Source organism: Microbacterium paraoxydans (assembly GCF_019056515.1).
GTDB lineage: Bacteria > Actinomycetota > Actinomycetes > Actinomycetales > Microbacteriaceae > Microbacterium.
In genome coordinates, this window is the sequence record NZ_CP064873.1 from 1,070,294 (window position 1) to 1,092,703 (window position 22,410).

The 22,410-nt window shown below is 72.7% G+C and carries 23 protein-coding genes and 1 tRNA gene; 18 read left to right on the plus strand and 6 right to left on the minus strand.

Annotated features, from left to right (window positions below):
* The first annotated feature begins 11 nt into the window (after positions 1-11).
* From IZR02_RS05015 to IZR02_RS05025, 3 genes are all read left to right on the plus strand, one after another.
* Positions 12-674 (plus strand): MazG family protein, encoded by a 663-nt coding sequence (locus IZR02_RS05015; RefSeq protein WP_025103913.1) that lies wholly within the window; start codon positions 12-14, stop codon positions 672-674.
* A gap of 67 nt (positions 675-741) precedes the next feature.
* A complete protein-coding gene (gene hisS / locus IZR02_RS05020) occupies positions 742-1,992 on the plus strand; it encodes a histidine--tRNA ligase (RefSeq protein WP_029989396.1) in 1,251 nt (416 codons plus the stop codon).
* A 70-nt stretch (positions 1,993-2,062) separates the two neighbouring features.
* Positions 2,063-2,857 (plus strand): SGNH/GDSL hydrolase family protein, encoded by a 795-nt coding sequence (locus IZR02_RS05025; RefSeq protein ID WP_378871825.1) that lies wholly within the window; start codon positions 2,063-2,065, stop codon positions 2,855-2,857.
* On the opposite strand, the gene IZR02_RS05030 is transcribed toward IZR02_RS05025, so the two are convergent.
* Positions 2,826-3,353 carry a VOC family protein gene (locus tag IZR02_RS05030; protein WP_025103916.1) on the minus strand — a complete coding sequence of 176 codons (528 nt, stop codon included), beginning with the start codon at positions 3,351-3,353 and terminating at the stop codon, positions 2,826-2,828. The genes IZR02_RS05025 and IZR02_RS05030 overlap by 32 nt on opposite strands.
* Before the next feature lie 92 nt (positions 3,354-3,445).
* Here IZR02_RS05030 and IZR02_RS05035 point away from each other — a divergent pair, with 92 nt between their 5' ends.
* Positions 3,446-4,225, plus strand: a complete 780-nt coding sequence (locus IZR02_RS05035; protein WP_025103917.1) for a helix-turn-helix domain-containing protein — start codon at positions 3,446-3,448, stop codon at positions 4,223-4,225.
* Positions 4,226-4,231: 6 nt separating this feature from the next.
* On the opposite strand, the gene IZR02_RS05040 is transcribed toward IZR02_RS05035, so the two are convergent.
* Together IZR02_RS05040 and IZR02_RS05045 are read right to left on the minus strand one after the other, a co-directional pair.
* On the minus strand, positions 4,232-5,470 hold the full coding sequence (locus IZR02_RS05040; RefSeq protein ID WP_025103918.1) for an APC family permease: 1,239 nt from the start codon (positions 5,468-5,470) through the stop codon (positions 4,232-4,234).
* A 41-nt stretch (positions 5,471-5,511) separates the two neighbouring features.
* On the minus strand, positions 5,512-5,982 hold the full coding sequence (locus IZR02_RS05045) for a PaaI family thioesterase (protein WP_025103919.1): 471 nt from the start codon (positions 5,980-5,982) through the stop codon (positions 5,512-5,514).
* A 99-nt stretch (positions 5,983-6,081) separates the two neighbouring features.
* Between IZR02_RS05045 and IZR02_RS05050 the strand changes: the two genes are divergently transcribed.
* The 11 genes from IZR02_RS05050 (at position 6,082) to IZR02_RS05100 (ending at position 16,866) form a co-directional block, all read left to right on the plus strand.
* Positions 6,082-6,489 (plus strand): GntR family transcriptional regulator, encoded by a 408-nt coding sequence (locus tag IZR02_RS05050; protein ID WP_025103920.1) that lies wholly within the window; start codon positions 6,082-6,084, stop codon positions 6,487-6,489.
* Entirely contained in the window at positions 6,476-7,528 is a 1,053-nt protein-coding gene (locus IZR02_RS05055) for a hypothetical protein (RefSeq protein ID WP_025103921.1), read from the plus strand. Before IZR02_RS05050 ends, IZR02_RS05055 begins: the two co-directional genes overlap by 14 nt.
* A complete protein-coding gene (locus IZR02_RS05060) occupies positions 7,525-8,487 on the plus strand; it encodes a CPBP family intramembrane glutamic endopeptidase (protein WP_025103922.1) in 963 nt (320 codons plus the stop codon). Before IZR02_RS05055 ends, IZR02_RS05060 begins: the two co-directional genes overlap by 4 nt.
* 4 nt (positions 8,488-8,491) lie before the next feature.
* Positions 8,492-9,151: an O-methyltransferase gene (locus tag IZR02_RS05065; protein WP_025103923.1), complete on the plus strand. Its 660-nt coding sequence runs from the start codon at positions 8,492-8,494 to the stop codon at positions 9,149-9,151.
* A 112-nt stretch (positions 9,152-9,263) separates the two neighbouring features.
* Positions 9,264-10,544, plus strand: coding sequence for a phosphopyruvate hydratase (eno, locus tag IZR02_RS05070; RefSeq protein ID WP_025103924.1), 1,281 nt, complete (start codon positions 9,264-9,266; stop codon positions 10,542-10,544).
* Positions 10,545-10,621: 77 nt separating this feature from the next.
* Positions 10,622-11,155: an FtsB family cell division protein gene (locus IZR02_RS05075; protein ID WP_172400116.1), complete on the plus strand. Its 534-nt coding sequence runs from the start codon at positions 10,622-10,624 to the stop codon at positions 11,153-11,155.
* A gap of 47 nt (positions 11,156-11,202) precedes the next feature.
* Positions 11,203-11,745, plus strand: coding sequence for a DUF501 domain-containing protein (locus IZR02_RS05080; RefSeq protein ID WP_025103926.1), 543 nt, complete (start codon positions 11,203-11,205; stop codon positions 11,743-11,745).
* A complete protein-coding gene (locus IZR02_RS05085) occupies positions 11,742-13,061 on the plus strand; it encodes a S8 family serine peptidase (RefSeq protein ID WP_036292654.1) in 1,320 nt (439 codons plus the stop codon). The genes IZR02_RS05080 and IZR02_RS05085 overlap by 4 nt, the downstream gene beginning before the upstream one ends.
* Positions 13,062-13,086: 25 nt before the next feature.
* Positions 13,087-14,583 carry an NAD(P)/FAD-dependent oxidoreductase gene (locus IZR02_RS05090; RefSeq protein WP_025103928.1) on the plus strand — a complete coding sequence of 499 codons (1,497 nt, stop codon included), beginning with the start codon at positions 13,087-13,089 and terminating at the stop codon, positions 14,581-14,583.
* Between the two features lie 196 nt (positions 14,584-14,779).
* Entirely contained in the window at positions 14,780-15,802 is a 1,023-nt protein-coding gene (locus tag IZR02_RS05095) for a hypothetical protein (protein WP_085606664.1), read from the plus strand.
* Between the two features lie 197 nt (positions 15,803-15,999).
* A complete protein-coding gene (locus tag IZR02_RS05100; protein ID WP_025103930.1) occupies positions 16,000-16,866 on the plus strand; it encodes a hypothetical protein in 867 nt (288 codons plus the stop codon).
* A gap of 3 nt (positions 16,867-16,869) precedes the next feature.
* Here the strand turns inward: IZR02_RS05100 and IZR02_RS05105 are convergent.
* Positions 16,870-16,942 (minus strand) — tRNA-Leu (locus IZR02_RS05105).
* Positions 16,943-17,006: 64 nt separating this feature from the next.
* Between IZR02_RS05105 and IZR02_RS05110 the strand changes: the two genes are divergently transcribed.
* The 3 genes from IZR02_RS05110 to IZR02_RS05120 all read left to right on the plus strand — a co-directional run bounded on the left by IZR02_RS05110 (position 17,007) and on the right by IZR02_RS05120 (position 20,214).
* On the plus strand, positions 17,007-18,251 hold the full coding sequence (locus tag IZR02_RS05110; RefSeq protein WP_025103931.1) for an alanine racemase: 1,245 nt from the start codon (positions 17,007-17,009) through the stop codon (positions 18,249-18,251).
* Positions 18,248-19,561 carry a D-arabinono-1,4-lactone oxidase gene (locus IZR02_RS05115; protein ID WP_025103932.1) on the plus strand — a complete coding sequence of 438 codons (1,314 nt, stop codon included), beginning with the start codon at positions 18,248-18,250 and terminating at the stop codon, positions 19,559-19,561. Before IZR02_RS05110 ends, IZR02_RS05115 begins: the two co-directional genes overlap by 4 nt.
* 86 nt (positions 19,562-19,647) lie before the next feature.
* On the plus strand, positions 19,648-20,214 hold the full coding sequence (locus IZR02_RS05120; RefSeq protein WP_025103933.1) for a LemA family protein: 567 nt from the start codon (positions 19,648-19,650) through the stop codon (positions 20,212-20,214).
* Between the two features lie 9 nt (positions 20,215-20,223).
* Here the strand turns inward: IZR02_RS05120 and IZR02_RS05125 are convergent, their stop codons facing one another.
* Together IZR02_RS05125 and IZR02_RS05130 are read right to left on the minus strand one after the other, a co-directional pair.
* Entirely contained in the window at positions 20,224-21,123 is a 900-nt protein-coding gene (locus IZR02_RS05125; RefSeq protein WP_025103934.1) for a hypothetical protein, read from the minus strand.
* Positions 21,120-22,379 carry a winged helix-turn-helix domain-containing protein gene (locus IZR02_RS05130; RefSeq protein ID WP_025103935.1) on the minus strand — a complete coding sequence of 420 codons (1,260 nt, stop codon included), beginning with the start codon at positions 22,377-22,379 and terminating at the stop codon, positions 21,120-21,122. The genes IZR02_RS05125 and IZR02_RS05130 overlap by 4 nt, the downstream gene beginning before the upstream one ends.
* Positions 22,380-22,410: the final 31 nt, after the last annotated feature.

Here is a 22,410-nt window from a genome sequence, read left to right on the forward strand (position 1 = left end):
CCGGAGGAAGCATGACCAGCGAGCAGCGAGGCCCCGAGGACATCGACGATCCGCTGCGCGCGGCCGCAGAGACCATGCGTGCGGTGCGGGAGCGGTGTGTGTGGTCGCAGCGCATCACGCACCGCGACCTCGTGCCGTACCTCATCGAGGAGTCGCACGAGGTGATCGACGCGGTCGAGGACGGCTCGCGCGCCGACCTCCGCGAGGAGCTGGGCGATCTGCTGTGGCAGGTGCTGTTCCATGCCGCGATCGCGGCACAGGATCCGGACGACCCGTTCGACATCGACGACGTCGCCCGCACGCTCACCGAGAAGATGGTGCGGCGGCATCCGCACGTGTTCGGCGACGAGGTCGCGGAGACGCCGGAGGAGGTGCTCGTGCACTGGAACGCGGCGAAGGCGGCGGAGAAGCGCACCCGCCGCAGCGTGCTCGACGGGATCCCGCGCGCGATGCCCGCCCTCGCGCGTGCGCAGAAGATGTCGGGTCGTGCCGCCGGTGCCGGCGTGGTGCCCGCGCCGCCGTCCGCCCTGCGCCCGTCGTCAGAGGAGGAGCTCGGCGATGCCCTCCTCGCCCTCGTGGACGCCGCTCGGGTCGAGGGCTGGGACGCGGAGCGCGCACTCCGGGAACGGTTGACGCGCCTGGAGGACGAGGTCCGCGCCGCCGAGGCCGGTTGACCCGACACGGACACCGCCGCCGACCTGGGAAGATAGACGGGTGGCTACCGTGAACGCGCCGCGCGGCATGCGCGACTTCCTCCCCGCCGACAAGGCCCGCCGTGAGCGGGTGCTCTCCGTCATCCGCGACCGCTATCGCGCGCACGGATTCGACGAGATCGAGACCCCCGTGGTCGAGGAGTACGACCGGCTGCACGCCGGCATCGGCGGCGACAACGAGAAGCTGTCGTTCAACATTCTGCGTCGCGGCCTGGATGCGGAGGCCGTCCGCGCCGGCGCCGACGATCCGGCGGAGCTCTCCGACCTCGGCCTGCGCTACGACCTGACGGTGCCGCTCGCCCGCTTCTACGCGAGCAACCGGGGACAGCTCCCCGGCGTCTTTCGATCCATCCAGATCGGTCCCGTCTGGCGGGCCGAGCGTCCGCAGAAGGGGCGCTACCGCCAGTTCGTCCAGTGCGACATCGACATCATCGGCGACGCGTCCGCGCGCGCCGAGGCCGAGCTGCTGGCCGCCTCGCTCGACGCCGTCGACGCCCTGGGGCTGGAGGGCGCGAGCGTGCGGATCAACGACCGCCGCGTGCTGGAGTGGATGCTGGAGCACTTCGGCTTCACCGAGGAAGAGCGCCCGCAGGTGCTGATCACGATCGACAAGCTCGACAAGATCGGGCCGGAGGGTGTGGCTGCCGAGCTCCGCGAGCGCGGGGCTACGACGACCGCGGTCGACGCGTTCCAGGCCTTCCTCGGTCGCCCGCAGACGCTCGAGTACCACCCGTTCGGCGACCGCCAGATCCGCAAGGCGCTCCCGGACGGCGCGCCCGACGAGCTCGTCGCCCACCTCGTCGGCATCGGCGAGGCCGTCGCGGCGGGTCGAGGGCAGGACGACATCCCGCTCGTGTTCGACCCGTTCCTCGTGCGCGGCATGGGGTACTACACGGGGACGATCTTCGAGCTCGCGCACCCGTCCGTCACGTACTCGCTCGGCGGTGGAGGACGGTACGACGGCATGATCGGCCGGTTCCTCCAGCAGGACGTGCCGGCGGTGGGCTTCTCCCTCGGGTTCGAGCGCCTGGTCGACCTCGTCTCGACGGACCCGGCCACCGCGGCGCAGGCGATCGTGCTCGTCCACGACGCGGCCGTGCCCGTCGCGGAGCTCGTGGCGCACAAGACGGCCCTCGTCGCGAAGGGCGCGCGGGTCCGCCTCGAACAGCGCACGAAGAACCTCAAGGCGCTGCTGGAGCGCTCCGCCGCGGACGGCTACACCCACTTCGCGAGCGTGCGCCCCGGCGACGACGAGCTCGAGGTCAAGACGCTGGCCTGAGTCGCCCCCGTCGGGACGAGGCGTTCACCGGACGTTCACGGCGGTCGGCTGGAATCGCGCCGTGCGTCGTCTGCCTCTGCTGACCCTGGTCGCGCTCGCCGCCGCGCTCGTCGTGGGCGCCCGCGCGGTCCTCGACCGGCAGGCCGCCCTCGCGCGCCGGCGCATCGGGAAGCCGCTGGGGGAGCAGTCGCTCGACGCCGACCGTGTCTGGCGCCCGGGGCTCGAGGGCGAGCCGCTCGACCTCCTGCTGCTGGGCGACTCCCTCGCTGCCGGCCTGGGAGCGGCACGGCGGAAGGAGACCCTCGGGGCGCGGCTCGCGAAGGCGACGGCACGCCGGCTCGGGCGTCCGGTACGGCTGCGCACCGCCGCGGTCGTGGGCGCGGAGTCGCGGGATCTCGCCGGGCAGCTCTCCCGTCTCCCCGCGGACTACCGCCCCGACGTCGCCGTGATCGTGGTCGGCGGCAACGATGTCACCCACCGCCTCCCGGCAGCGGAGTCGGCCGGCCACCTGCGCGCGGCCATCAGTCGCCTGCAGGCTCGCGGTGCCCGCGTCGTCGTCGGCACCTGCCCCGACCTCGGCGCCCTGCGCGCGGTGCCGCAGCCGCTGCGCCGCATCGCCTCCGGTCTGTCCCGACGGCTGGCGGAGGCGCAGGCGGAGGCCGCGCACCGGGAAGGAGCGGAGACGGTGGACCTGCGGCGGGCTGTCGGCCCGATGTTCTTCGACGAGCCGGAGGAGATGTTCAGCCTCGACCGCTTCCACCCGAGCGCCCTCGGCTACCGCCGCACCGCGGAGGCGCTGCTGCCGGCCGTCGAGCGGGCCTCCCTGGTCGCGCTCAGCTCCCAGCACTCTCCGGCGCGGCGCTGAACGAGGCCGCCCACTCCGCGACCCGTCGTGCGCTCTCCTCGTCGGAGAGGTCCTCCACGCGGGTCATGATCGACCAGCGGACGCCGAACGGGTCGCGGATGCTGGCGTAGCGGTCGCCGGAGACGAACAGGGACGGCGCCTCGCGGACGGTCGCCCCCGCCGCGACAGCGCGCGCGACCACGGCGTCCACATCCGGGACGTAGAGGCCCATCGAGTAGCAGTCGTCGTCGCCGGCGGGCGCGGGCACGAGGTGGTACTCGGGGCTGGGCTCACCGAGCTGGAGTCGTCCGAGCCCGAAGTCGAGGTCGGCGTGCGCGACGACACCGCCGAACTCCGTCACGTCGACCACGCGGGCGCCGAAGACGTCCCGGTAGAACTCGACGGCGCGGGCGGCGTCGGGGATCGCGAGGAAGGGGGTGAGCGAGGTCGCGCTGTGCGGGCGGCCGTCGGTGGTGTGTGCGCCGGTCACACCGGCCGGAGGTGTCTGTTCGGTCATGCGGCCACGCTAGACGCGGGAGGGCGCCCGCCGCTTGAAGATCCGCGACACGTCGCCGACGCCGCGTCGGTGGCGCGTTCTACGCTGGGCCCATGGTGGACCGGACGCGCGGAGTGCTCTATCCCGCACGGCTGCCCTCGTTCCATCGGGTACCCCCGCCCGCTGAGGCCGCCGCGCTCGTCTCCTGGTTCTGGATCCCGGAGTGGAGCCTCCCGGACGGCGAGGTGTCGCGGCAGGAGATCGTCTCGTATCCGGCCGTCAACCTCGTCGTCGCCCCGGAGGGCGTGTCGATCTCGGGCGCCACGACCCGCGCGTCGACCAGGGAGCTGCGGGGGTCGGGGTGGGCTGTCGGCGCTCTACTCCGCCCCGCCGCGGTCCCTGCCCTCACCGACGACCCTCCGGCCCTGATCGACGCGGAGCACTCCTTCGACGCCCCCGAGCTGCACGCGGCGGTGACGACGGCGATGCGGACCGCGCCCGAACGCCGGGAGCGCGCCGTCGCGGTCTTCGCCGCGTGGCTGTCACAGCGCGTCGGCCCGGTCGGCGCGGCGGGGCGGCAGGCCAACGCGATGCTCGACGTGCTGCTGGGGGAGGGGGCGGCGCTGACGCCGGAGGAGGCGGCGACCCGACTCGCGCTCTCGGTGCGCACGCTGCAGCGCCTCACACATCGCACCGTGGGACTGTCGCCGGGCGCGATCATCCGCCGTCGCCGGTTGCAGGAGGCGGCGCAGCGTCTCCGCGAGGAGCCGGAGACGGATCTCACGGCGCTCGCCGCCACGCTGGGGTATGCCGACCACGCGCACCTCACGCGCGACTTCGCAGCCGTCCTCGGTCTGCCGCCCCGCGACTATCGCGCCCGGGTCTCCGGCTGAGCGCGATCAGCCCGGCCGATGCTGCTGCCGCCGCACCCGCAGCGCCCGCCCCGCGACGCCGAGCAGCACGACGCCCATGCCGACCAGCGAGGCGAGGGCGGGAAGCGTGCTCACGAGCACGAGACAGCCGAGGGCGCCGCCCACCTGCAGTGCCCGGGGGTATCGTCGGGCCGCGCCGTGCTGGCGGAAGGCGGCGGCGTTCGCGATGAGGTAGTACAGCAGCACACCGAAGGAGGAGAACCCGATCACCTCTCGGAGATCCCCGACGAGCACGAGCGCGATCACGATGACCGCGAGGATGATCTCGGCGCGGCGCGGCACCTGATGGCGCTCGTCGATGCGGGCGAGGAACCGCGGGAGATCGCCCTCTCGCGCCATGGCGAGGGTCGTGCGCCCGATGCCGGTGAGCAGGGCCAGCAGAGCGCCGAGGGACGCGGCGGCCGCGGCGATCCGCACGACGGGGGCGAACGCCGACCAGCCGGCGGCGGTGAGGACGTCGGAAAGCGGTGCGGCCGCTCCGCTGACGGCGCCGCCGAGCACGAGGAGCACGACGACGCCTACGAGCCCGTAGACGACGACGGCACCGCCGAGGGCGAGCACGATGGCGCGGGGGATCGTCCGCGCCGGGTCCACCACCTCCTCGCCCATCGTCGCGATCCGGGCGTAGCCGGCGAAGGCGAAGAACAGCAGTCCGGCGCCCTGGAGCACGCCGTACACGGTCGTGTCGGGGAGCGGTGCGGGGGAGGCGGTGGGCGCGGCGCCGAGGCCGACCGCGACCACGACCGAGAGTCCGAGCAGCGAGCAGGCCACGAGGATGCGGGTCGCGAGCGCCGTCCGCGTCACGCCCAGGCAGTTCACGACCGCGAGGGCGACGACGGCGATCACGGCGACCGGGGTCTGCCACCCCGCGGGAGCGGCGTAGGCGGCGAAGGTCATGGCCATGGCGGCGCAGCTCGCGATCTTGCCGATCACGAAGCTCCAGCCGGCGACGAAGCCCCACCACGGTCCGATCTCCGCTCGCGCATACGCGTACGTGCCACCGGCGACGGGGTGGACGGCCGCGAGCTGTGCGGAGGCGGTGGCGTTGGCGTAGGCGACCGCGGCGGCGATTCCGAGCGCGACGAGCGTCGCGTTCCCGGCGACGTCGACGGCCGGGCCCCAGACCGCGAACACGCCGGCACCGATCATCGATCCGAGGCCGATGGCGACGGCATCCGGCAGCGTCAGGCGGCGGGCGAGGGGCACCCGGTCATCGTCGCACGCCGGGGTGAACGACGGGTGACGTGTCAGCCGCGGGACGCGGTGACGCGCTTCTTCTCGCGGATGTAGACCTCGCGGCGCACGGTCGCCACGACGTCTCCGTCGCGATCGGTGATGACCGTCTCGAACCACTCGAGCACCTTCGCGCCGCCGCGGGCGCGCTGCCGGAGCTCCTCCGCCTTCTCCCGCGTCACCTCGAACTCCGCGGTCAGCACCCCGCGCCCCGGCTTGAGGAACTCGATCTCGCCTCGGGTGTCCCACACGACGTAGTCCCGTCCGAGCTGATGCATGACGAGCATGAAGAAGTACGGGTCGGTCATCGCCGACATCGAGCCGCCGAACGCGGTCTTGACGTAGTTGCGGGTGAGGAGGTTCACGTGCAGCTCCACGGTCGCCTGGGTCCAGTCGTCGCTGAACCGGCGGACGCGGATGCCGCTGCAGAGATTGGGGATCCAGAGGCTCATGCCGAGGGCGAGGCGGCGGGGCGTGATGCGCATGAGGTCAGTGTGGAGGATGCGCCGAGTCCCCGCGAAGACGTCTGGAGGGTTGGCACAGTTGTTCTAGTTCACATAGAATAACTAGCGAAGGGAAGTGCCATGCTCATCCGCGTCGATGTCGACAGCCCGCTCGCGCTCTACGACCAGGTGGCCGCCTCGGTGCGTGCCGACATCCTCTCCGGTGCTCTCGCGCCGGGCGATCGTCTGCCGGCCGCCCGCGACGTGGCCGCCGCCCTCGACATCAATCAGCACACCGTCCTGCACGCCTACCAGCGCCTCCGCGACGAGGGCCTGGTCGACCTCCGGCGGGGGAGGGGCGCCGTGATCGCCGCCTCCGCCGCGCCGCTCGCCGCACTCTCTCACGAGATCGATGGGCTGATCCGGCGGGCGGCGGCCCTGGGTGTCTCCGCCGAGACCCTCGCCGGCATCGTCCGCACGCACCGCGCAGAAGCCGAACCTCCCACCCCCGCCGCGACCCCCCAGGAGGCCTCCCATGACGACGCCTGACCCCACCCGCACCCCTCCGGCCACCCTGCGCCGCGCACGACGGGCCTTCGTCCTCGTGGCGCTCGTCCTCCCGGTGCTCATCGTCGCGATCTCCGCTCTCGTGCTCACGGCCTGGCTGCCGTCGTTCCCCACCGACGTCGCGATCCACTGGGGCGTCGACGGGGCGGACGGTTTCGGCCCGGCCGCCACCTACCTCTGGGTGCTCCTCGGCGTCGGTCTCGGCCTCCCGGTGCTCCTGACCGTCACGACACTGGTCGCCGTCGGGGCGCACTGGGGCGCGACCGCCCGTCTGCTCGGAGCGACCGCGGCCGGCATGTCGGCGTTCGCGGGCGTGATCTGCCTGGGCTCCCTCGCGATCCAGCGCGACCTCCCGCCCTCCGGTGAGGTCCCGGGCATCGCGGGAGTGATGGCACTGGCCTGGGCGGCTCTCCTCGGCGTGGGCGCGATGGCGTGGTTCGTGCAGCCGCGCGTGCAGTCGGTGCCCGGCGCCGCTCTCGAGCCCCGCCACGACGTGCGGGTCGGCGACGGCGAGCGGGTCGTCTGGGTGGGCACCACGACCATGCCCACCGGTGCCCTCGTCTTCCTCCTGCTCGTGCTGCTCGGGCTCGTGGAGCTCGCCGTGGCGATGCTCATCACGGGCACCCCGCTGGCCTGGGTCTCGGGTCTGGTCGCCCTCGTCGTCGGGTTCGCGCTGGCGGCGACCGCCTCGTTCCGGGTGCGCGTCACGCCGGACGGCATCGACGCCCGTGCCGTGATCGGGTGGCCTCGGAAGACCATCCCGGTGGCGGAGATCGCGTCGGCCAGGGCCGTGCGCATCTCGCCCTTCGGCGAGTTCGGCGGCTGGGGGTGGCGTCTCGCTCCCGACGGCCGCAGCGGGATCGTGATGCGCCAGGGGCCGGCGATCGAGGTGCATCGCCGCGACCACGGACCGTTCGTCATCACGATCGACGGGGCGGAGGAGGCGGCGGCGCTCCTGCAGGCGTACGTGGACCGATCCGCGGGGCCTGCGCCCTCCGGAGGAACGGAGAGGACGGCATGATGAGCGCTCTGACGCCGACCCGCGTGCCCTGGCGCGCGGTCCTCATCTTCACCCTCACGGCCTGCGGGCTCGCGGCTCTCGTCTGCCTGCCCCTCTGGCTCGGCGACGGCCTCGCCGAACCCTTCGCGGGAGCGCTCCTCCCCGTGATGATGTTCACGCCCGCGGCCGCGGTGCTCGTCGTCATGCTCACCACGGGCGTACCGGAGAAGGGCAGTCGGGCGCGCTTCCTCGGGATGTGGCCGCTGCGGCCCGCGAAGCGCGTCGTCGGGCTGCTGGTCGCGGCCTGGCTCGTGCCGCCGCTGCTCGTCGCCCTCGGCGTCCTCCTCGCCGCCGCATTCGGGTGGGTGCGGCTCGACCTCACCTTCTCGACCTTCGCGGATCAGCTCGCCCAGGCTCTTCCCCCGGGGACACCGGTGCCGCCGGTCGGAGTGGTCGTGTTCGCGCAGCTCGCCGCGATCCCGGTCGGGGCGCTGGTGAACAGCGTGCTCGCCTTCGGCGAGGAGCTCGGCTGGCGCGGCTGGCTGCTCCCGGCGCTGCGTCCGCTCGGCACCTGGCCGGCGCTCCTGCTCAGCGGGGCGATCTGGGGGCTGTGGCACAGCCCCGTCATCCTCCTCGGCTACAACTTCGGCCGGACGGACGTCACCGGCGTGCTGTTCATGATCGGCGGCTGCGTGGCGTGGGGGGTCCTGTTCGGCTGGCTGCGGCTGCGCTCCGGCTCGCTGTGGCCGGCGGTCGTCGCGCACGGGGCCCTGAACGCCGCCGCGGGCCTGGTCCTGATCGTCGCCGCCGAGCAGCCCGACCTCGCCCTCGCCGGACCGCTCGGCGTCGCGGGCTGGATCGTCGCCGCCGTCGTGGCCATCGTCCTCATGCTCACGGGGCAGTTCCGCCGCCAGCCGGAGCTCGCCGCGCCGCGCACCCCGCCGACGCTTGACGGCCGGCCGGCGCCGGGGGTTGGCTGAGCACATGGAATCCACTCCCGCCGCCTGGGCCCGCGCCGACACCTTCCTCGCCGACATGCTCGTGGGTCCGGATCCGGCCCTGGCGTCGGCCTTGGAGGCGCAGCGGGCGGCGGGGCTGCCCGAGATCGAGGTCGCGCCGGTCGCGGGGAAGCTGCTGAATCTCCTCGTGCGGATGAGCGGTGCCCGCCGCGTGCTGGAGATCGGCACCCTCGGCGGCTACTCGACGATCTGGATGGCCCGCGCGGTCGGACCGGCGGGACAGGTCGTGACGATCGAGGCGGAGGCGGACAACGCCGCCGTCGCCCGGGCGAGCATCGACGCGGCCGGAGTGGGGGACCGCGTCGACATCCGGATCGGTCGGGGAGCCGACGTGCTGCCGACCCTCGCCGGCGCCTTCGACCTCGTCTTCATCGACGCCGACAAGGAGTCCAACACCGTGTACCTGGACTGGGCCGCGAAGCTCGGTCACCCGGGCACCGTTGTCGTGCTCGACAACATCGGCCGCGACGGCGAGATCGTCCGCGACGACTCGACGGACCCCAAGGTGAACGGCACGCGCGCGGGGCTGCGGATGCTCGGGGAGGACCCGCGCTTCGACGCCACGGCGCTGCAGACGGTCGGGATCAAGGGATGGGACGGCATCGCGCTCGCCCTCGTCGTCTGACGCGGGCGGATCCCCCCGGCTCGTCTCCGGGTGCGGTCCGACGCCGGGGATAGACTGGGCGCGGATCGACGACGCTCCACACACCCTTCCATCCTGAGCAAGGAGCACATCAGTGGCACTGATCGAGGCTGTAGGCGCACGCGAGATTCTCGACTCGCGCGGAAACCCGACCGTCGAGGTGGAGGTGCTCCTCGACGACGGCATCGTGCAGCGCGCCGCCGTCCCCTCCGGTGCCTCGACCGGCGCCTTCGAAGCGTACGAGCTGCGGGACGGCGACAAGAGCCGCTACGGCGGCAAGGGCGTGCTCAAGGCCGTCGAGGCGGTCATCGACGAGCTCGGCCCGGCCATCGAGGGCGTGGAGGCGAGCGAGCAGCGCATCGTCGACGAGATCCTCATCGAGGTCGACGGCACGGACAACAAGAAGCGCGTCGGCGCCAACGCCATCCTCGGCGTGAGCCTCGCGGTCGCGAAGGCCGCCGCGGACTCCGCCGACCTGCCGCTGTTCCGCTACCTCGGCGGTCCGAACGCGCACGTGCTGCCCGTGCCGCTGTTCAACGTCATCAATGGCGGAGAGCACGCTGACAACGGCATCGACATGCAGGAGTTCTTCCTCGCCCCGATCGGCGCGGAGACCTACTCCGAGGCGCTGCGCTGGGGCGTGGAGACCTACCACGTGCTGCGCGCGGAGCTGAAGGCCGCCGGCTACGCGACGGGTCTCGGCGACGAGGGCGGCTTCGCCCCCGACCTGCCCAGCAACCGCGAGGGCCTCGACTTCCTCGTCAAGGCGATCGAGAAGGCCGGCTTCACGCCCGGCACCGACATCGCCCTCGGCCTCGACGTCGCCGCGACCGAGTTCTTCAAGGACGGCGTCTACCGTCTCGACAACAAGGACTGGGACGCCGCCGCACTCACCGAGTACTACGTCGGGCTCGTCAACGACTTCCCGATCGTCACGATCGAGGACGCGCTCGCCGAGGACGACTGGGACAACTGGAAGCACCTCACCGAGGCCCTGGGCTCGAAGGTGCAGCTGGTCGGCGACGACCTGTTCGTCACCAACCCGCAGCGTCTCGCCGACGGCATCACGCGCGGCGTCGCCAACTCGCTGCTCGTGAAGGTCAACCAGATCGGCACGCTCACCGAGACGTTCGACGCCGTAAGCCTCGCGCAGCGCTCGGGCTACACGGCGATGCTCTCGCACCGTTCGGGTGAGACCGAGGACACGACGATCGCCGACCTCGTGGTCGCCACGAACGCCGGCCAGATCAAGGCGGGTGCCCCGGCGCGCAGCGAGCGCGTCGCGAAGTACAACCAGCTGCTGCGCATCGAGGAGGAGCTGGGCGACGCGGCGGTCTTCGCCGGCCGTTCCGCCTTCCCGCGCTACCAGGGCTGAGCGCCCGCGACAGCGACCACGCCGCATCCGCGGCACGACCGCGCCGCCCGGATGGCGGCTGACACGAAGGAGGAGCCGTGGCACGACGACCGGCTCCTCCTTCGCCGTCGATCGGGGCGGCGACGCCTCGCTCGACGTCCTCGTCGCGACAGCCGCGGAGCGGCGCCCCCGCCGCACCCCGCGTGGACGTGCGCGAGTGGGCCTCGGGCATGCGGCTCTCGGCCTTCTCCGTGATCATGCTCTCCCTCGTGGTGCTGGGAGCCTGGGTGCTCGTGCCCACGCTGGGCACCTTCATCGACCAGCGCCAGAAGATCGCGGCGCTGGAGCAGTCCGTGCAGGTGAGCGAGGACGAGATCGCCGCGCTGACCGCGGAGCGCGAGCGCTGGGACGACCCCGCGTACATCACGACCCAGGCCCGTGAGCGCCTGTACTACGTCAAGCCGGGCGAGGTCGTGTACCTCATCGACAACGACCTCGATCCCTCCACCCTCCCGCGCGAGCAGGAGCCGGTGAGCGACACCCTCGAGGAGAAGCCCGCCGACTGGATGCCGCAGCTGCTGCGCACCCTCGTCTCCGCGGGACTGAGCGACACCGCCGTCCCCGCAGGCTGAACCCGGGCTCCGAGCATCCTCCCGGACGGCTCCCCTACGCTGGTGGGGTGACCACCCCGCCGTTCCCCGCGCCCACCTCCGCCGAGCTCGCCGTCGTCTCGACCCAGCTCGGACGCCCCGCCCGCGGTGTCGTCGGCATCGCGGCCCGCTGTCGGTGCGGGAACCCCACGGTGGTGGCCACCACCCCGCGCCTGCCCGACGGCACGCCGTTCCCCACGTTCTACTACCTCACGCATCCGGCGGCGACCGCCGCGATGTCGACGCTCGAGGCGAACCAGGTCATGCCCGAGCTCGCGGCGATGCTCGCGGAGGACGAGACCGTGGCCGCCGCGTATCGGTCCGCCCACGAGGCGTACCTCGCCGACCGTGCGCAGTTCGGCGAGGTGCCCGAGATCGACGGGATCTCCGCCGGAGGCATGCCCACCCGGGTGAAGTGCCTGCACGCCCTCGCCGGCCACGCCCTGGCGGCGGGAGCCGGTGTGAACCCGATCGGCGATGCCGCGCTGGCCCGCAGCTCGTGGTCTCCCGAGGTCTGCCGCTGCGAAGAGCCCGGCGCCGCGCTCCGCGACGATCCGGCACGTTCGGCATGACGCGGCGGCGGATGCTGCGCGGCGCCGTCGCCCTCGTGGCGGTGGCGGCATCCGTCCTGCTCCTCGGTTCCACGGCGACGCCGACGCCGACGCCACCTCCGGTCGCCGACGACCCGGCCGATCCGGTGCGGGCGGCGGAGTACTGGCTGGACGGTGCCCGCATCCGCGACGCCTGGCAGACGACCCGCGGGGAGGGCGTCACGATCGCCGTCATCGACACGGGCATCGGCAAGGTGCCGCAGGTCTTCGACGAGGCGGTCGTCGGGGGGACGGACGTGTCCGGAGCCGGGACGCCGGACGGACGCACGCCGCTCGGCGCCGTCGACGGCAATCACGGCTCGTGGGTGGCGTCCCTCGCGGCAGGACGCGGCAAAGCCGACGGCACCGGCATGATCGGGGTCGCGCCCGAGGCGGAGCTTCTCTCGATCTCCGTGGGGTTCGGCGCCGCCGCGGCGGTGCCGTTCACCGAGCAGGTGGCCACCGGCATCCGCTGGGCCGTCGACCACGGCGCCGACATCATCAACCTGTCGTTCACGACGAACACGCTCGACTGGGATCAGAGCTGGGACGACGCCTTCCTCTACGCGTTCGAGCACGACGTCGTGGTCGTCGTCGCGGCCGGCAACCGGGGGAGCGGCACGAACATCATCGGCGCGCCCGCCACGATCCCCGGCGTGCTCACGGTCGGCGGCGTCGACCAGACCGGCACCGCGAGCATCGAGGCCTCGACGCAGGGCATCACCATCGGCATCTCGGCGCCGAGCGAGGGCCTGCTGGGGGTGTCGGCGGACGGCGAGGTCGTCTCCTGGAGCGGGACCAGCGGCGCGGCTCCGATCGTCGCCGGCGTCGCGGCGCTCATCCGCTCGGCGCACCCCGACATCTCCGCGAACGACGTCATCAACCGCATCATCAAGACGGCGATGCCGGTGGCGGATGCGAAGAAGCCGCGCGATCCGCTGTACGGCTTCGGCCTGGTGGACGCGGAGGCGGCGATCTCGGCGAACCTGCCGTCCGTGAGCGAGAACCCCATGGGCGATCTCGCGGAGTGGGTGCGGCTGTACCGCCGCGCCGACAGCGAGCCCACGCCCGAGCCGTCGCTCGCCCCCGTGGAGGTGCCGCCGCTGCCCGACGCGGATGCCCCCACCGACCCCGGTTCACCGCTGCTTCCCAGCGCCGACTCCCTGCGCTACGGTACCCTGCCGCTCATCGCCCTCACGGTCCCTGGTATCCTGGTAGCGCTTGGCGTCACCGCAGCTGCCCGGCGCATCCGATCGGCGCGCGTTCCCGTACGCCACAATCCCGACTCCGAGGAGTAGTTCTTCTGTGCCTCAGAACAGCACTGTGCCCAAGATCCTGATCGTCGGCGGAGGGTACGCAGGTTTCTACACCGCGTGGAAGCTCGAGAAGCATCTGCGCAAGGGCGAGGCCGACGTGACCATGGTCGACCCGCTGCCGTACATGACGTACCAGCCGTTCCTCCCGGAGGTCGCCGCCGGATCGATCGAGGCCCGGCACTCCGTCGTCGCGCACCGCCGTCACCTGAAGCGCACGCACGTGCTCACCGCCAAGGTGACGAACATCAACCACGCGCAGAAGGTCGCCACCATCACGCCGCCCGTCGGCGAGCCGTACGAGTTCGCGTACGACCAGATCGTCGTCACCGCGGGCGCCGTCTCGCGCACGTTCCCGATCCCCGGCATCGCCGACAACGCCATCGGGCTCAAGACGATCGAAGAGGCCGTCGCCATCCGTGACAAGGTCATGTCGAACTTCGACAAGGCCGCCTCCCTCCCGGCTGGCCCCGAGCGCGACCGCCTGCTGACCGTCGTCGTCGTCGGCGGTGGCTTCGCGGGCATCGAGGTCTTCGCCGAGCTCCGCTCGCTCGCCTCGTCGCTGGTGAGCAAGTACCCGCAGCTGACCTTCGACGACACGCACTTCCACCTCATCGAGGCCATGGGCCGCATCATGCCCGAGGTCTCGCTGAAGACGAGCGAGTGGGTCCTGAAGGACCTCGCCACGCGCGGCGCGAACGTCCACCTCGACACCCAGGTCACCGGTGCCATCGACGGCAACGTCGAGCTGTCGACCGGCGAGGTCATCCCGACGGACGTCATCGTCTGGACCGCGGGCGTCATGGCCAACCCGACCGTCGTGCGCGGCGGCGACCTGCCCGTCGAGGAGCGCGGTCGCATCCAGACCCGTGCCGACCTGCGCGTCGGTACCCCCGAGGCGTTCGTCGAGGGTGCCTGGGCCGCGGGCGACGTCTCGGCCGTTCCCGACCTCTCGGGCGGCGGCGTCGGCGGATTCTGCGTCCCGAACGCGCAGCACGCCGTCCGGCAGGCGAAGCTCCTGGCGAAGAACCTCGTCGCGGTGCTCCGCGGGGAGACCCCCAAGGAGTACTTCCACAAGAACCTCGGTGCCGTCGCCGGCCTCGGCCTGTACAACGGCGTCTTCCAGTCCGGCAAGATCGCGCTGAAGGGCTTCATCGCCTGGCTCGCGCACCGCGGCTACCACGGCTTGGCCATGCCGACGTGGGAGCGCAAGTGGCGCGTGCTCTGGGGCTGGTGGAACAACCTGTGGCTGGGCCGCGACCTCGTGAACCTGCAGACGGTGCAGAACCCTCGCTACGTCTTCGAGGAGTTCGCCGCCCGCCCGCGTCCCGCGGCACCCGCCGACGCCACCCCGGCCGCCAAGGCGCCGGCCGCTGAGAAGCCGGCCGCTGCGCCCGCGGCGGAGACGCCGTCTGAGATCAAGAAGCCGGCCGCCAAGCGGCCCGCAGCGAAGAAGGCTCCGGCCTCCGTTGCGAAGGACTCCGCGGAGACCGCTGCGGCGAAGTGACCGTCCGGTTCTGAGGAGAAGGCCCTGAGCGCGTGAGCGCCAGGGCCTTCTCCTATTGACCGGGGACGGGAGTTGGTCGCGTAACATCTCACATTGTACGCTCGCAGGGGTGCTCGGGAGGGGTGTGTGCGAGGCACCCCCGATGCGGGGAGGAGGTCCGGTGAGCGCGCACGGGGGAGAATCACCGACCGTCAGTGTGTCGATCCGGACGGGTCCGGGCGAGGACGCGCATGCGGCACAGCTCGCGGCACGGCTCGACGGCGCTCCCGTCCGCATCTGCCCGACGGGCGCCGCGGCATGGCGGCCCTGGACGCGACGAGCCACGCATCATCTCGTCCTCGACGCTGCGGTGCGCCCGCACCCTCACCTTCTCGCCCAGGTGCAGGAAGCCGTCGCCGCGCAGCCCCGGGCGGTCCTGAGGCTCTTCACCCGCAGTGACGGCTACGCCTCGCATGCGTCCCGGGTGGCGGCGTTCTCCGGGTGCTCGTGGTTCGTGCCGCCGGGCCCCGATCCGTCGTCCGTCGCCGTCGTGCTGCCGGTTCCCGAGGCGGCGGAGTTCGCGCGTTCCGTCCCGGGTGGCGATCTCGACCCCGTCGGGCTGCTGCTGCAGCGGTTCGCGGCGGAACAGGGCCTCAGCCTGCTCGCGAGCACGGCCGATCTCGTGCAGCTCGAAGGGGCGGGGGCGCACGCTCCGGCCACTGCCTTCCTGTCTGCGGCGATGGCGCCGGCGGACTGGTGGCGGCGGCCGTCGCTCGTGTCGCCGTCGTCGATCCCGGTGGTCCATCTCCGGGACGGCGAGCCGCTGTCGTACGAGTCCGTGCCGGGCACGCCGGATGGTTGGCGTCTCCGCACACGCCGGGAGGTGCCGACGCCGCACGCCCGACGGCTCGCACGAGTGATGCAGGAACGCCTTCTCGGCACGGAGGTGGCCCGCAGCCATCTCCGCGCAGCGGCCGTGCTCCTCGGGGTGGCGGGAGTGCTGCGCGACCAGCTCCTCCTCGCCGCGGGGTGGGGCCGGCCGTCCGATGAGTTCGGCACGGCGGTGGCGCGGGAGGCCGCGGCGACCCTCGCCCTCGGGACACTGGCGGAGGCGGTCCCGGCTGCGAGTCGACCGGATGGTGCCGCAGAGCTCCGCGACGCCTTCCGGGTGCTGTACGACGAGATGACCGCGATCCTGGGCACGGCGCCTCCCCGGGCCGCGCGTGGAGCCGATCCATAGGCCGCCTCGCTAGCGTGTCGACCGCAAGGGGAGTACTCCCGTCTGCAGCGACGTCGTCATGACGGGCATGTCATCGTGCCCCGGCCCGCTGGCCCGCGAGGGTGGAGGAGACCTTGGCACCCGAATCGCGGGCTGCCCGGAACCTTGCGTCGACAGAGGTCGCGGAGAACGGCGGTCCGTCCCACGAAGGGACCCCCATGTCGAAGCTCTCCCGCCTGATCCGCCTCGCCACCGACGCCATCGACGCGAAGGGGGGAAGCCCCGGGGTGCGCGGCGGCGAGGGCGCGCGTGCCTCCACCGACTGGAGCGGGATGATCCGCGGCGCGGTCGACGCCGTGCGGGGCACCGATCCTCAGGCGCAGCGCCCGACCGCGCCTCCTCCCGCGTCCCCGGCGCCCACCCCTCCCGCCGGACGAGCATCCGCCGCAGGGGCGTACGCCCCGCCGCCCGCTCCCGCGTCCGGTGGTGCGTCGGACGTCTCCGCGGCGGACCGCGCGGCCATCGCCCGGTACGACTACCTCCTGCAGACAGCGGATCCACATCGGATCGAGCAGATCCATCGCGAGGCCTTCGCGCGCCTCACGCCGTCGCAGCGCGCGCACGTCGACGCCCGCATGCGGGCGGAGCTCCCGGCGGAGGAGCGACCGCGCTCGTCGTCTGCGGACGACCTGGCCCGCGCGGCCGGACGGGCCGAGGCGATGCAGCCCGGCCGCCTGCGCGGACTCCTCTCCCGCGCCCGCGGCGGCGGGGCCGCGGTCGCCGCGGGCGGCGCGGCGGTCGGTCTCCTCGGCGTGGTGGCCGGCGGAGCCGTCGTGAGCACCGTGGCCGCACCGCTCCTGGAACAGGCGGCGGGGCTCGGGGTGGACTTCGACGCGCTGGCGCAGGGCATCGACCTGGATGCGCTCGCCTCCGGCGTCGACATCGACGCGCTGGCCGGCGGCGCCGACGAGATGCTCGGCTCGGCCGGCGAGGCCGTCTCGGGTCTCGGCGAGACGGCGACCGGCTGGGGGGAGCGGCTCGGCGATCTCGGTATCCCCGGGATCGGCGACATCCTCGGCCGCTGACGGTGCCCCCGCTGGGACTCGAACCCAGACTGAGGCGATTTTAAGTCGCCTGCCTCTGCCATTGGGCTACGGGGGCTGCGCCGCCAGCCTATCGTCGGCGGGGTCGTGACCCGGCGGGGCTCAGGCCGTAGGGTGGGGGAGTGCTCGACCTCACCGACGAACTGAGCCCCGTCCCGGGTGGCCCCGCGGTCGCCCCCGAATGGGAGGACCCGGGCCGCTACTGGCCGCGCCTGTCGGCCGCGACCGGGCACCTTCCGGCGCCCGTGGCGGTCATCGATCGCGAAGCGCTGCGCTACAACGCCATGGACCTGCTCGTCCGTGCCGGCGGACTGCCGATCCGCGTGGCGTCGAAGTCGGTGCGGGTGCGTGCGGTCCTGGATGCCGTGCTGCGGCTCCCGGGTTTCCGCGGGATCCTCGCGTTCACGCTGGAGGAGGCGCTCTGGCTCGCGGCGACGCACGACGACATCGTCCTCGGCTACCCGACCGTGGACCGGGCGGGCATAGAACGGCTGTGCGCCGACGAGCAGGCGGTGCAGCGCATCACCCTCATGATCGACGACCCCGTGCACCTGGACCTCGTCGACAGCGTGGTGGCCCCTTCCGCGCGCCCCGAGCTTCGCGTGGCCATCGACGTCGACGCGTCCTGGCGATCCGCGCTGCTCGGTCACATCGGCGTCCGCCGATCGGCCCTCTTCTCCGCCGGGGAGGTCGCCGCGTTCGCGCGGACGGTCGTCGCACGCCCCGGCTTCCGCCTCGTGGGGCTGCAGATGTACGACGCCCAGATCGCAGGACAGGGCGATGCCGGTCCCGATGGACCGCTGATCCGTCGCGTCCAGGCCCGCTCGCGCGAGGAGCTGCGGGAGCGAAGGGCGGCGATCGTCGCCGCGGTCGGCGCCGTGACGCCGCTCGAGTTCCTCAACGGCGGGGGCACCGGATCCCTGGAGTTCAGCGGCAGCGACGAGTCGCTCACCGAGGCCAGCGCGGGCAGCGGCCTGCTCGGCGGACACCTGTTCGACGGGTACCGGTCCTTCCATCCGGCGCCGGCCGCGGCCTTCGCCTTCGACGTCGTGCGCCGTCCCGCTGCCGACATCGCCACGGTGCTGGGCGGCGGCTGGATCGCCTCGGGTCCGGCGCTGGCCTCGCGACAGCCGCGCCCGGTGTGGCCGGCGAACCTGCGCACGCTTCCGCGAGAGGCTGCCGGCGAGGTGCAGACGCCGCTGCAGGGGCCGACAGCGGCGACGCTCGGCGTCGGCGATCGTGTCTGGTTCCGTCACGCCAAGAGCGGCGAGCCGGCCGAGCGCATCGCCGCGTACCAGCTCGTGTCCGGCGACGAGGTCGTGGACGAGCTGCCGACGTACCGCGGCGAGGGGAAGGCGTTCCTGTGACGAGAATCGGCGGCACCTGGCAGAACTGGGGCCGGTCGGCGTCCGTGCGCCCCGTGCGGGTCGAGCGCCCGCGCAGCCCCGAGGGCGTGCAGCGTGCCGTGCGGGCAGCGGTGCGACAGGGGCTCACGGTCAAAGCCGTCGGCGCCGGTCACAGCTTCACCGGGATCGCCATCGCCCCCGGTGTGCTCCTGGAACTGGACGACCTGCAGGGACTCGTGTCCGCGGACGTCGCGAGCGGACGGGTCACGCTCCTCGCCGGTACCCGGCTGCACCGCATCCCCGGGCTGCTCGCCCGCTACGGCCTCGCGATGGAGAACCTCGGCGACATCGACCGCCAGTCCATCGCCGGCGCGATCTCCACGGGCACGCACGGCACCGGCGCCGGTTTCGGCGGACTCGCCACCCAGGTCGTCGGGGTGACCCTCATCACCGCCGACGGGGAGTTCCTCCGCATCGACGAGGCGCACAGTCCGGAGCTCCTACCCGCGGTCGCTCTGGGGCTGGGCGCGCTCGGCATCATCGTCGAGGTCACCCTGCAGTGCGTGCCCACGTTCGTGATGCATGCGGTCGACGAGCCGCTGCCGCTGGACGAGGTGCTCGGCACGATCGACGAACGCGTCGCCGCCGCCGACCATTTCGAGTTCTACTGGTTCCCGCATACCGACGTCGCACTCACCAAGCGGCAGTCGCGTCTGCCGGAATCGACGCGACGGAGGCCGCTCCCGGTCGTGGGCCGGTGGGTGGATGAGACCCTGCTCGCGAACGGCGTCTATCGCGTCGTCTGCGCGGCGGGACAGGCGGTGCCGGCGATCACGCCGCCGTTCAACCGGCTCGCGGTGCGGCTCACCGGTGACCGTGAGTACACCGACCTCTCGAATCGCGTGCTCACCCAGAGCCGGACCGTGCGCTTCCGCGAGATGGAGTACGCGCTGCCGGCGGCCGAGGTGGTGCCGGCATTCCGCGCCCTCCAGGAGCTCATCGCCGAGCGCGGCTGGCGGATCGAGTTCCCCGTGGAGGTCCGCTTCGCTGCCGCCGACGATCGCTGGCTCTCCACCGCGTACGGCCGCCCCAGCGCCTACATCGCGGTGCACCGGTACTGGCGCGCGGACCCGACGGCGTACTTCGGTGCGGTCGAGGAGATCATGCGGGCCCATGGCGGCCGCCCGCACTGGGGCAAGCTGCACACCATGACCCGGGAGACGCTGCGGGGGAGCTACCCCCGCTTCGATGACTTCGTGGCGCTGCGCGACCGCCTCGATCCGGATCGCCGCTTCACGAACCGCTATCTGGAGCGGGTGCTGGGACGCTGATCGGCGGCGCTGGTCCGTCGCATCCCCAGTCCACGTGCAGGCACCGCGTCTAGGATGAGAGAAATACGGGAAAGGGTGGGGCACTGATGGAATGGCTCGTGCCGGTACTGATCGTCGTCGGGGTGATCCTGCTCGTCGGCGTCTATCTCTGGGCGACGTACAACTCGCTGGTGCAGCTGAACGTCCGCGTAGACGAAGCCTGGAGCGGCATCACCGTCCAGCTCAAGCGCCGAGCCGACCTCATCCCGAATCTCATCGAGACGGTCAAGGGCTACGCCTCGCACGAGAAGGCGGTGTTCGAGAACGTCACCCGCGCCCGCGCCGAGACCCTCTCCGCCGGCAGCCCCGGCGAGGCGGGGATCGCCGAGGGGCACCTGCAGCAGGCCCTGCGCAGCCTCTTCGCGGTGGCCGAGGCCTACCCGCAGCTGCAGGCCAGCCAGAACTTCCTTCAGCTGCAGCAGGCCCTCGTCGACACCGAGGACAAGATCCAGGCCGCGCGGCGCTTCTACAACGGCGGCGTCCGCGAGCTCAACACCAAGATCAAGGTGTTCCCCAACAACCTCTTCGCCAAGGGACTCGGCTTCACCGAGCGCGAGTTCTTCGAGGTCGCCGACAGCGGCGCCATCTCCGAGCCGCCGCGCGTGCAGTTCTGATTCTCGCCCTCACCACACGGTGAGGGCGAGTTCGTCTGCGGTGATATCCACAGCACCGCGAACGCTCCACGCGGTGCTGCGGTAGGTGACGGTGCGCGCAGCGCCGTCCTGGCCGGTGCCGGTCACGGTCGCCTCGAGGATGCCGTCGTCCGCGGTGAACCCGCCGGCGGAGAGCGTCACCGCGGGGAACCGCTCGACGCGGAACGCCACGTGGGAGACGTCCCGGAACTCCGTGCCCCACGGGATCCGGATGCCGCAGTTGTCGGGAATCGCGTGGCCGTCGGCGGTGCAGGTCTCCAGGTAGCCGTCGAGCTGCGTCTGCGCGGCCTCCGTCGCCTCCGGGCGGAGTTCCGCGGTCACGCGTGCGGTGGCGTCGTCGCCGGGGAGGACGACGGCCTCGGTCGTGCCGGCCAGCAGCGCCCGCGGCGCGGCCGCGACCGGGTACACGCCAGGGAGCAGAGCGGTGTCTTCGGTCACCGGGAGGACCGCATCGCCGACCTGGACCGTTGTCCCGATCGTCGTCGTGGCGCGGAGGGCACCGAGTCCGGAGGCGTCGACGGTCCAGCGGCCGCTCTCCGGCGTCAGCCGGACGCGCGCCTGGTGCTCGTCCCCGTCGAGTCGGAAGCGCACCGTCGCGGACGCGTCACCGTCTCCCTCACGCACATCGGTGACCTCGGCGTCCGCGATGGTCGACGAGGCTCCGGCGAACGCGGTGAGGGCGGCGTCGGACACCGCGGTCCCCGTCGCCGCGACCGCCTCGGGATCGCCCGACTCCAGCGCCCGGAGATAGGCCAGCGCTGCGTCCTCCGCGGTCGGCGAGCGGAGCGCGGACAGCCCCCACCACACCGCGCCGGTCAGGGCCACGGCCACGACGACACCGCCCAGGAGCCACCAGCGACGACGGCTCACGCGACGGCCTCCCGGACGTGGACGTGACGACGCACCGTGTCCGGGGCGGTGGAGGCGAGCGCGGTGTGGACGGCAGCGGTCGCATCGCCCCATCCGGAGACCGACACCTGTTCGAGACCCTGCCACCGCGCGGCGCGGAGGAGCTCCGCCGCGATCGCCTCGGCGTCGCCGGGACGCGCCTGCGGCTCCCACCACGCCGACTGCACCTGCAGCGTGGACGTGCCGCGGTCGGCCTTGAGGTCGACCCGCGCCACGATCCGGTCGCCGACGAGCACGGGCAGCGAGTAGTAGCCGTAGCGGCGCTTCGCCGCCGGCACGTAGATCTCGATGCGGTAGTCGAGCTCGAAAGCCCGCAGCGCGCGTTCCCGGAACCACACCACCGGATCGAACGGAGTCAGCAGGGCGGCGGTCTCGACCCGGCGCGGAAGAACTGCGTCGCGATGCCGCCAGGCGGGGAGGGGCCGGCCACCCCGCTCCCAGCCGCGGACGGTCACGGGCTGCACTTCCCCGGCGTCGACGAGGTCGGCGATCGCCCCGGTCACCGCGGCACGGTCGCGGAGGCGGTAATAGTCGGCCAGGTCGGCCGCCGTCCCGACGCCGCTGGACCGAGCGGCGCGTCGGACGAGCTCGCGGACGGCGTCCTCGCGCGGGATCTCGCGGGACCGGATGCGCTCGGGGATGACCTGCTCGGCGAGGGCGTAGGTGCGCTCGAAACCCCGGCGCCCGCTCACAGCGACGTCGCCCGTGCGCCACAGATGCTCGAGGGCGAGCTTGACCTCGTCCCAGTCCCACCAGGTGCCGCGCTCGCGCGGGGCGTCGGCACGGAGGGCGACCGGGCGGAGCGGTCCGCGCGCACGGAGCTCGTCCTGCACCCACTGCACCGTCCGGGCGTTCGTACGGAGCCAGGAGTCCTCCGCGGACCAGCGCCGCCGGAAGTCGTCCATGCGGAACCGCCACAGGGGCCAGTCCTCGACGGGGATGAAGGTCGCCTCGTGGGCGAGGTACTCCACATAGTGCGTCGTGCGCGACAGGAAGAGGCGGTCGAGGAGTGCGGGATCGTAGGCGCCGAGCCGGGAGAACAGCGGGACGTAGTGTGACCGGGCGAACACGTTGACCGAGTCGATCTGCAGCACGCCGAGCCGGTCCATCACCCGGTGCAGATGGCGACCGGAGACGGTGGCCGGGCGTGCGCGGGTGAAGCCCTGAGCGGCGAGGGCGATCCGTCGTGCCTGGGCAGGACTGAGGGTGTCGGTCACGCCGCCAGCGTATCCCCGCTCTCCGACATCG

Excerpts from the sequence above, each read along its gene's own strand:
- hisS (WP_029989396.1), top strand. The coding sequence starts at position 742 with ATGCGCGACTTCCTCCCCGCCGACAAGGCCCGCCGTGAGCGGGTGCTC.
- IZR02_RS05045 (WP_025103919.1), bottom strand. The coding sequence starts at position 5,982 with ATGCGCATCACGCCCCGCCGCCTCGCCCTCGGCATGAGCCTCTGGATC.
- IZR02_RS05030 (WP_025103916.1), bottom strand. The coding sequence starts at position 3,353 with ATGACCGAACAGACACCTCCGGCCGGTGTGACCGGCGCACACACCACC.
- IZR02_RS05015 (WP_025103913.1), top strand. The coding sequence starts at position 12 with ATGACCAGCGAGCAGCGAGGCCCCGAGGACATCGACGATCCGCTGCGC.
- IZR02_RS05055 (WP_025103921.1), top strand. The coding sequence starts at position 6,476 with ATGACGACGCCTGACCCCACCCGCACCCCTCCGGCCACCCTGCGCCGC.
- IZR02_RS05060 (WP_025103922.1), top strand. The coding sequence starts at position 7,525 with ATGATGAGCGCTCTGACGCCGACCCGCGTGCCCTGGCGCGCGGTCCTC.
- IZR02_RS05050 (WP_025103920.1), top strand. The coding sequence starts at position 6,082 with ATGCTCATCCGCGTCGATGTCGACAGCCCGCTCGCGCTCTACGACCAG.
- IZR02_RS05100 (WP_025103930.1), top strand. The coding sequence starts at position 16,000 with ATGTCGAAGCTCTCCCGCCTGATCCGCCTCGCCACCGACGCCATCGAC.
- IZR02_RS05120 (WP_025103933.1), top strand. The coding sequence starts at position 19,648 with ATGGAATGGCTCGTGCCGGTACTGATCGTCGTCGGGGTGATCCTGCTC.
- IZR02_RS05085 (WP_036292654.1), top strand. The coding sequence starts at position 11,742 with ATGACGCGGCGGCGGATGCTGCGCGGCGCCGTCGCCCTCGTGGCGGTG.
- IZR02_RS05035 (WP_025103917.1), top strand. The coding sequence starts at position 3,446 with ATGGTGGACCGGACGCGCGGAGTGCTCTATCCCGCACGGCTGCCCTCG.
- IZR02_RS05065 (WP_025103923.1), top strand. The coding sequence starts at position 8,492 with ATGGAATCCACTCCCGCCGCCTGGGCCCGCGCCGACACCTTCCTCGCC.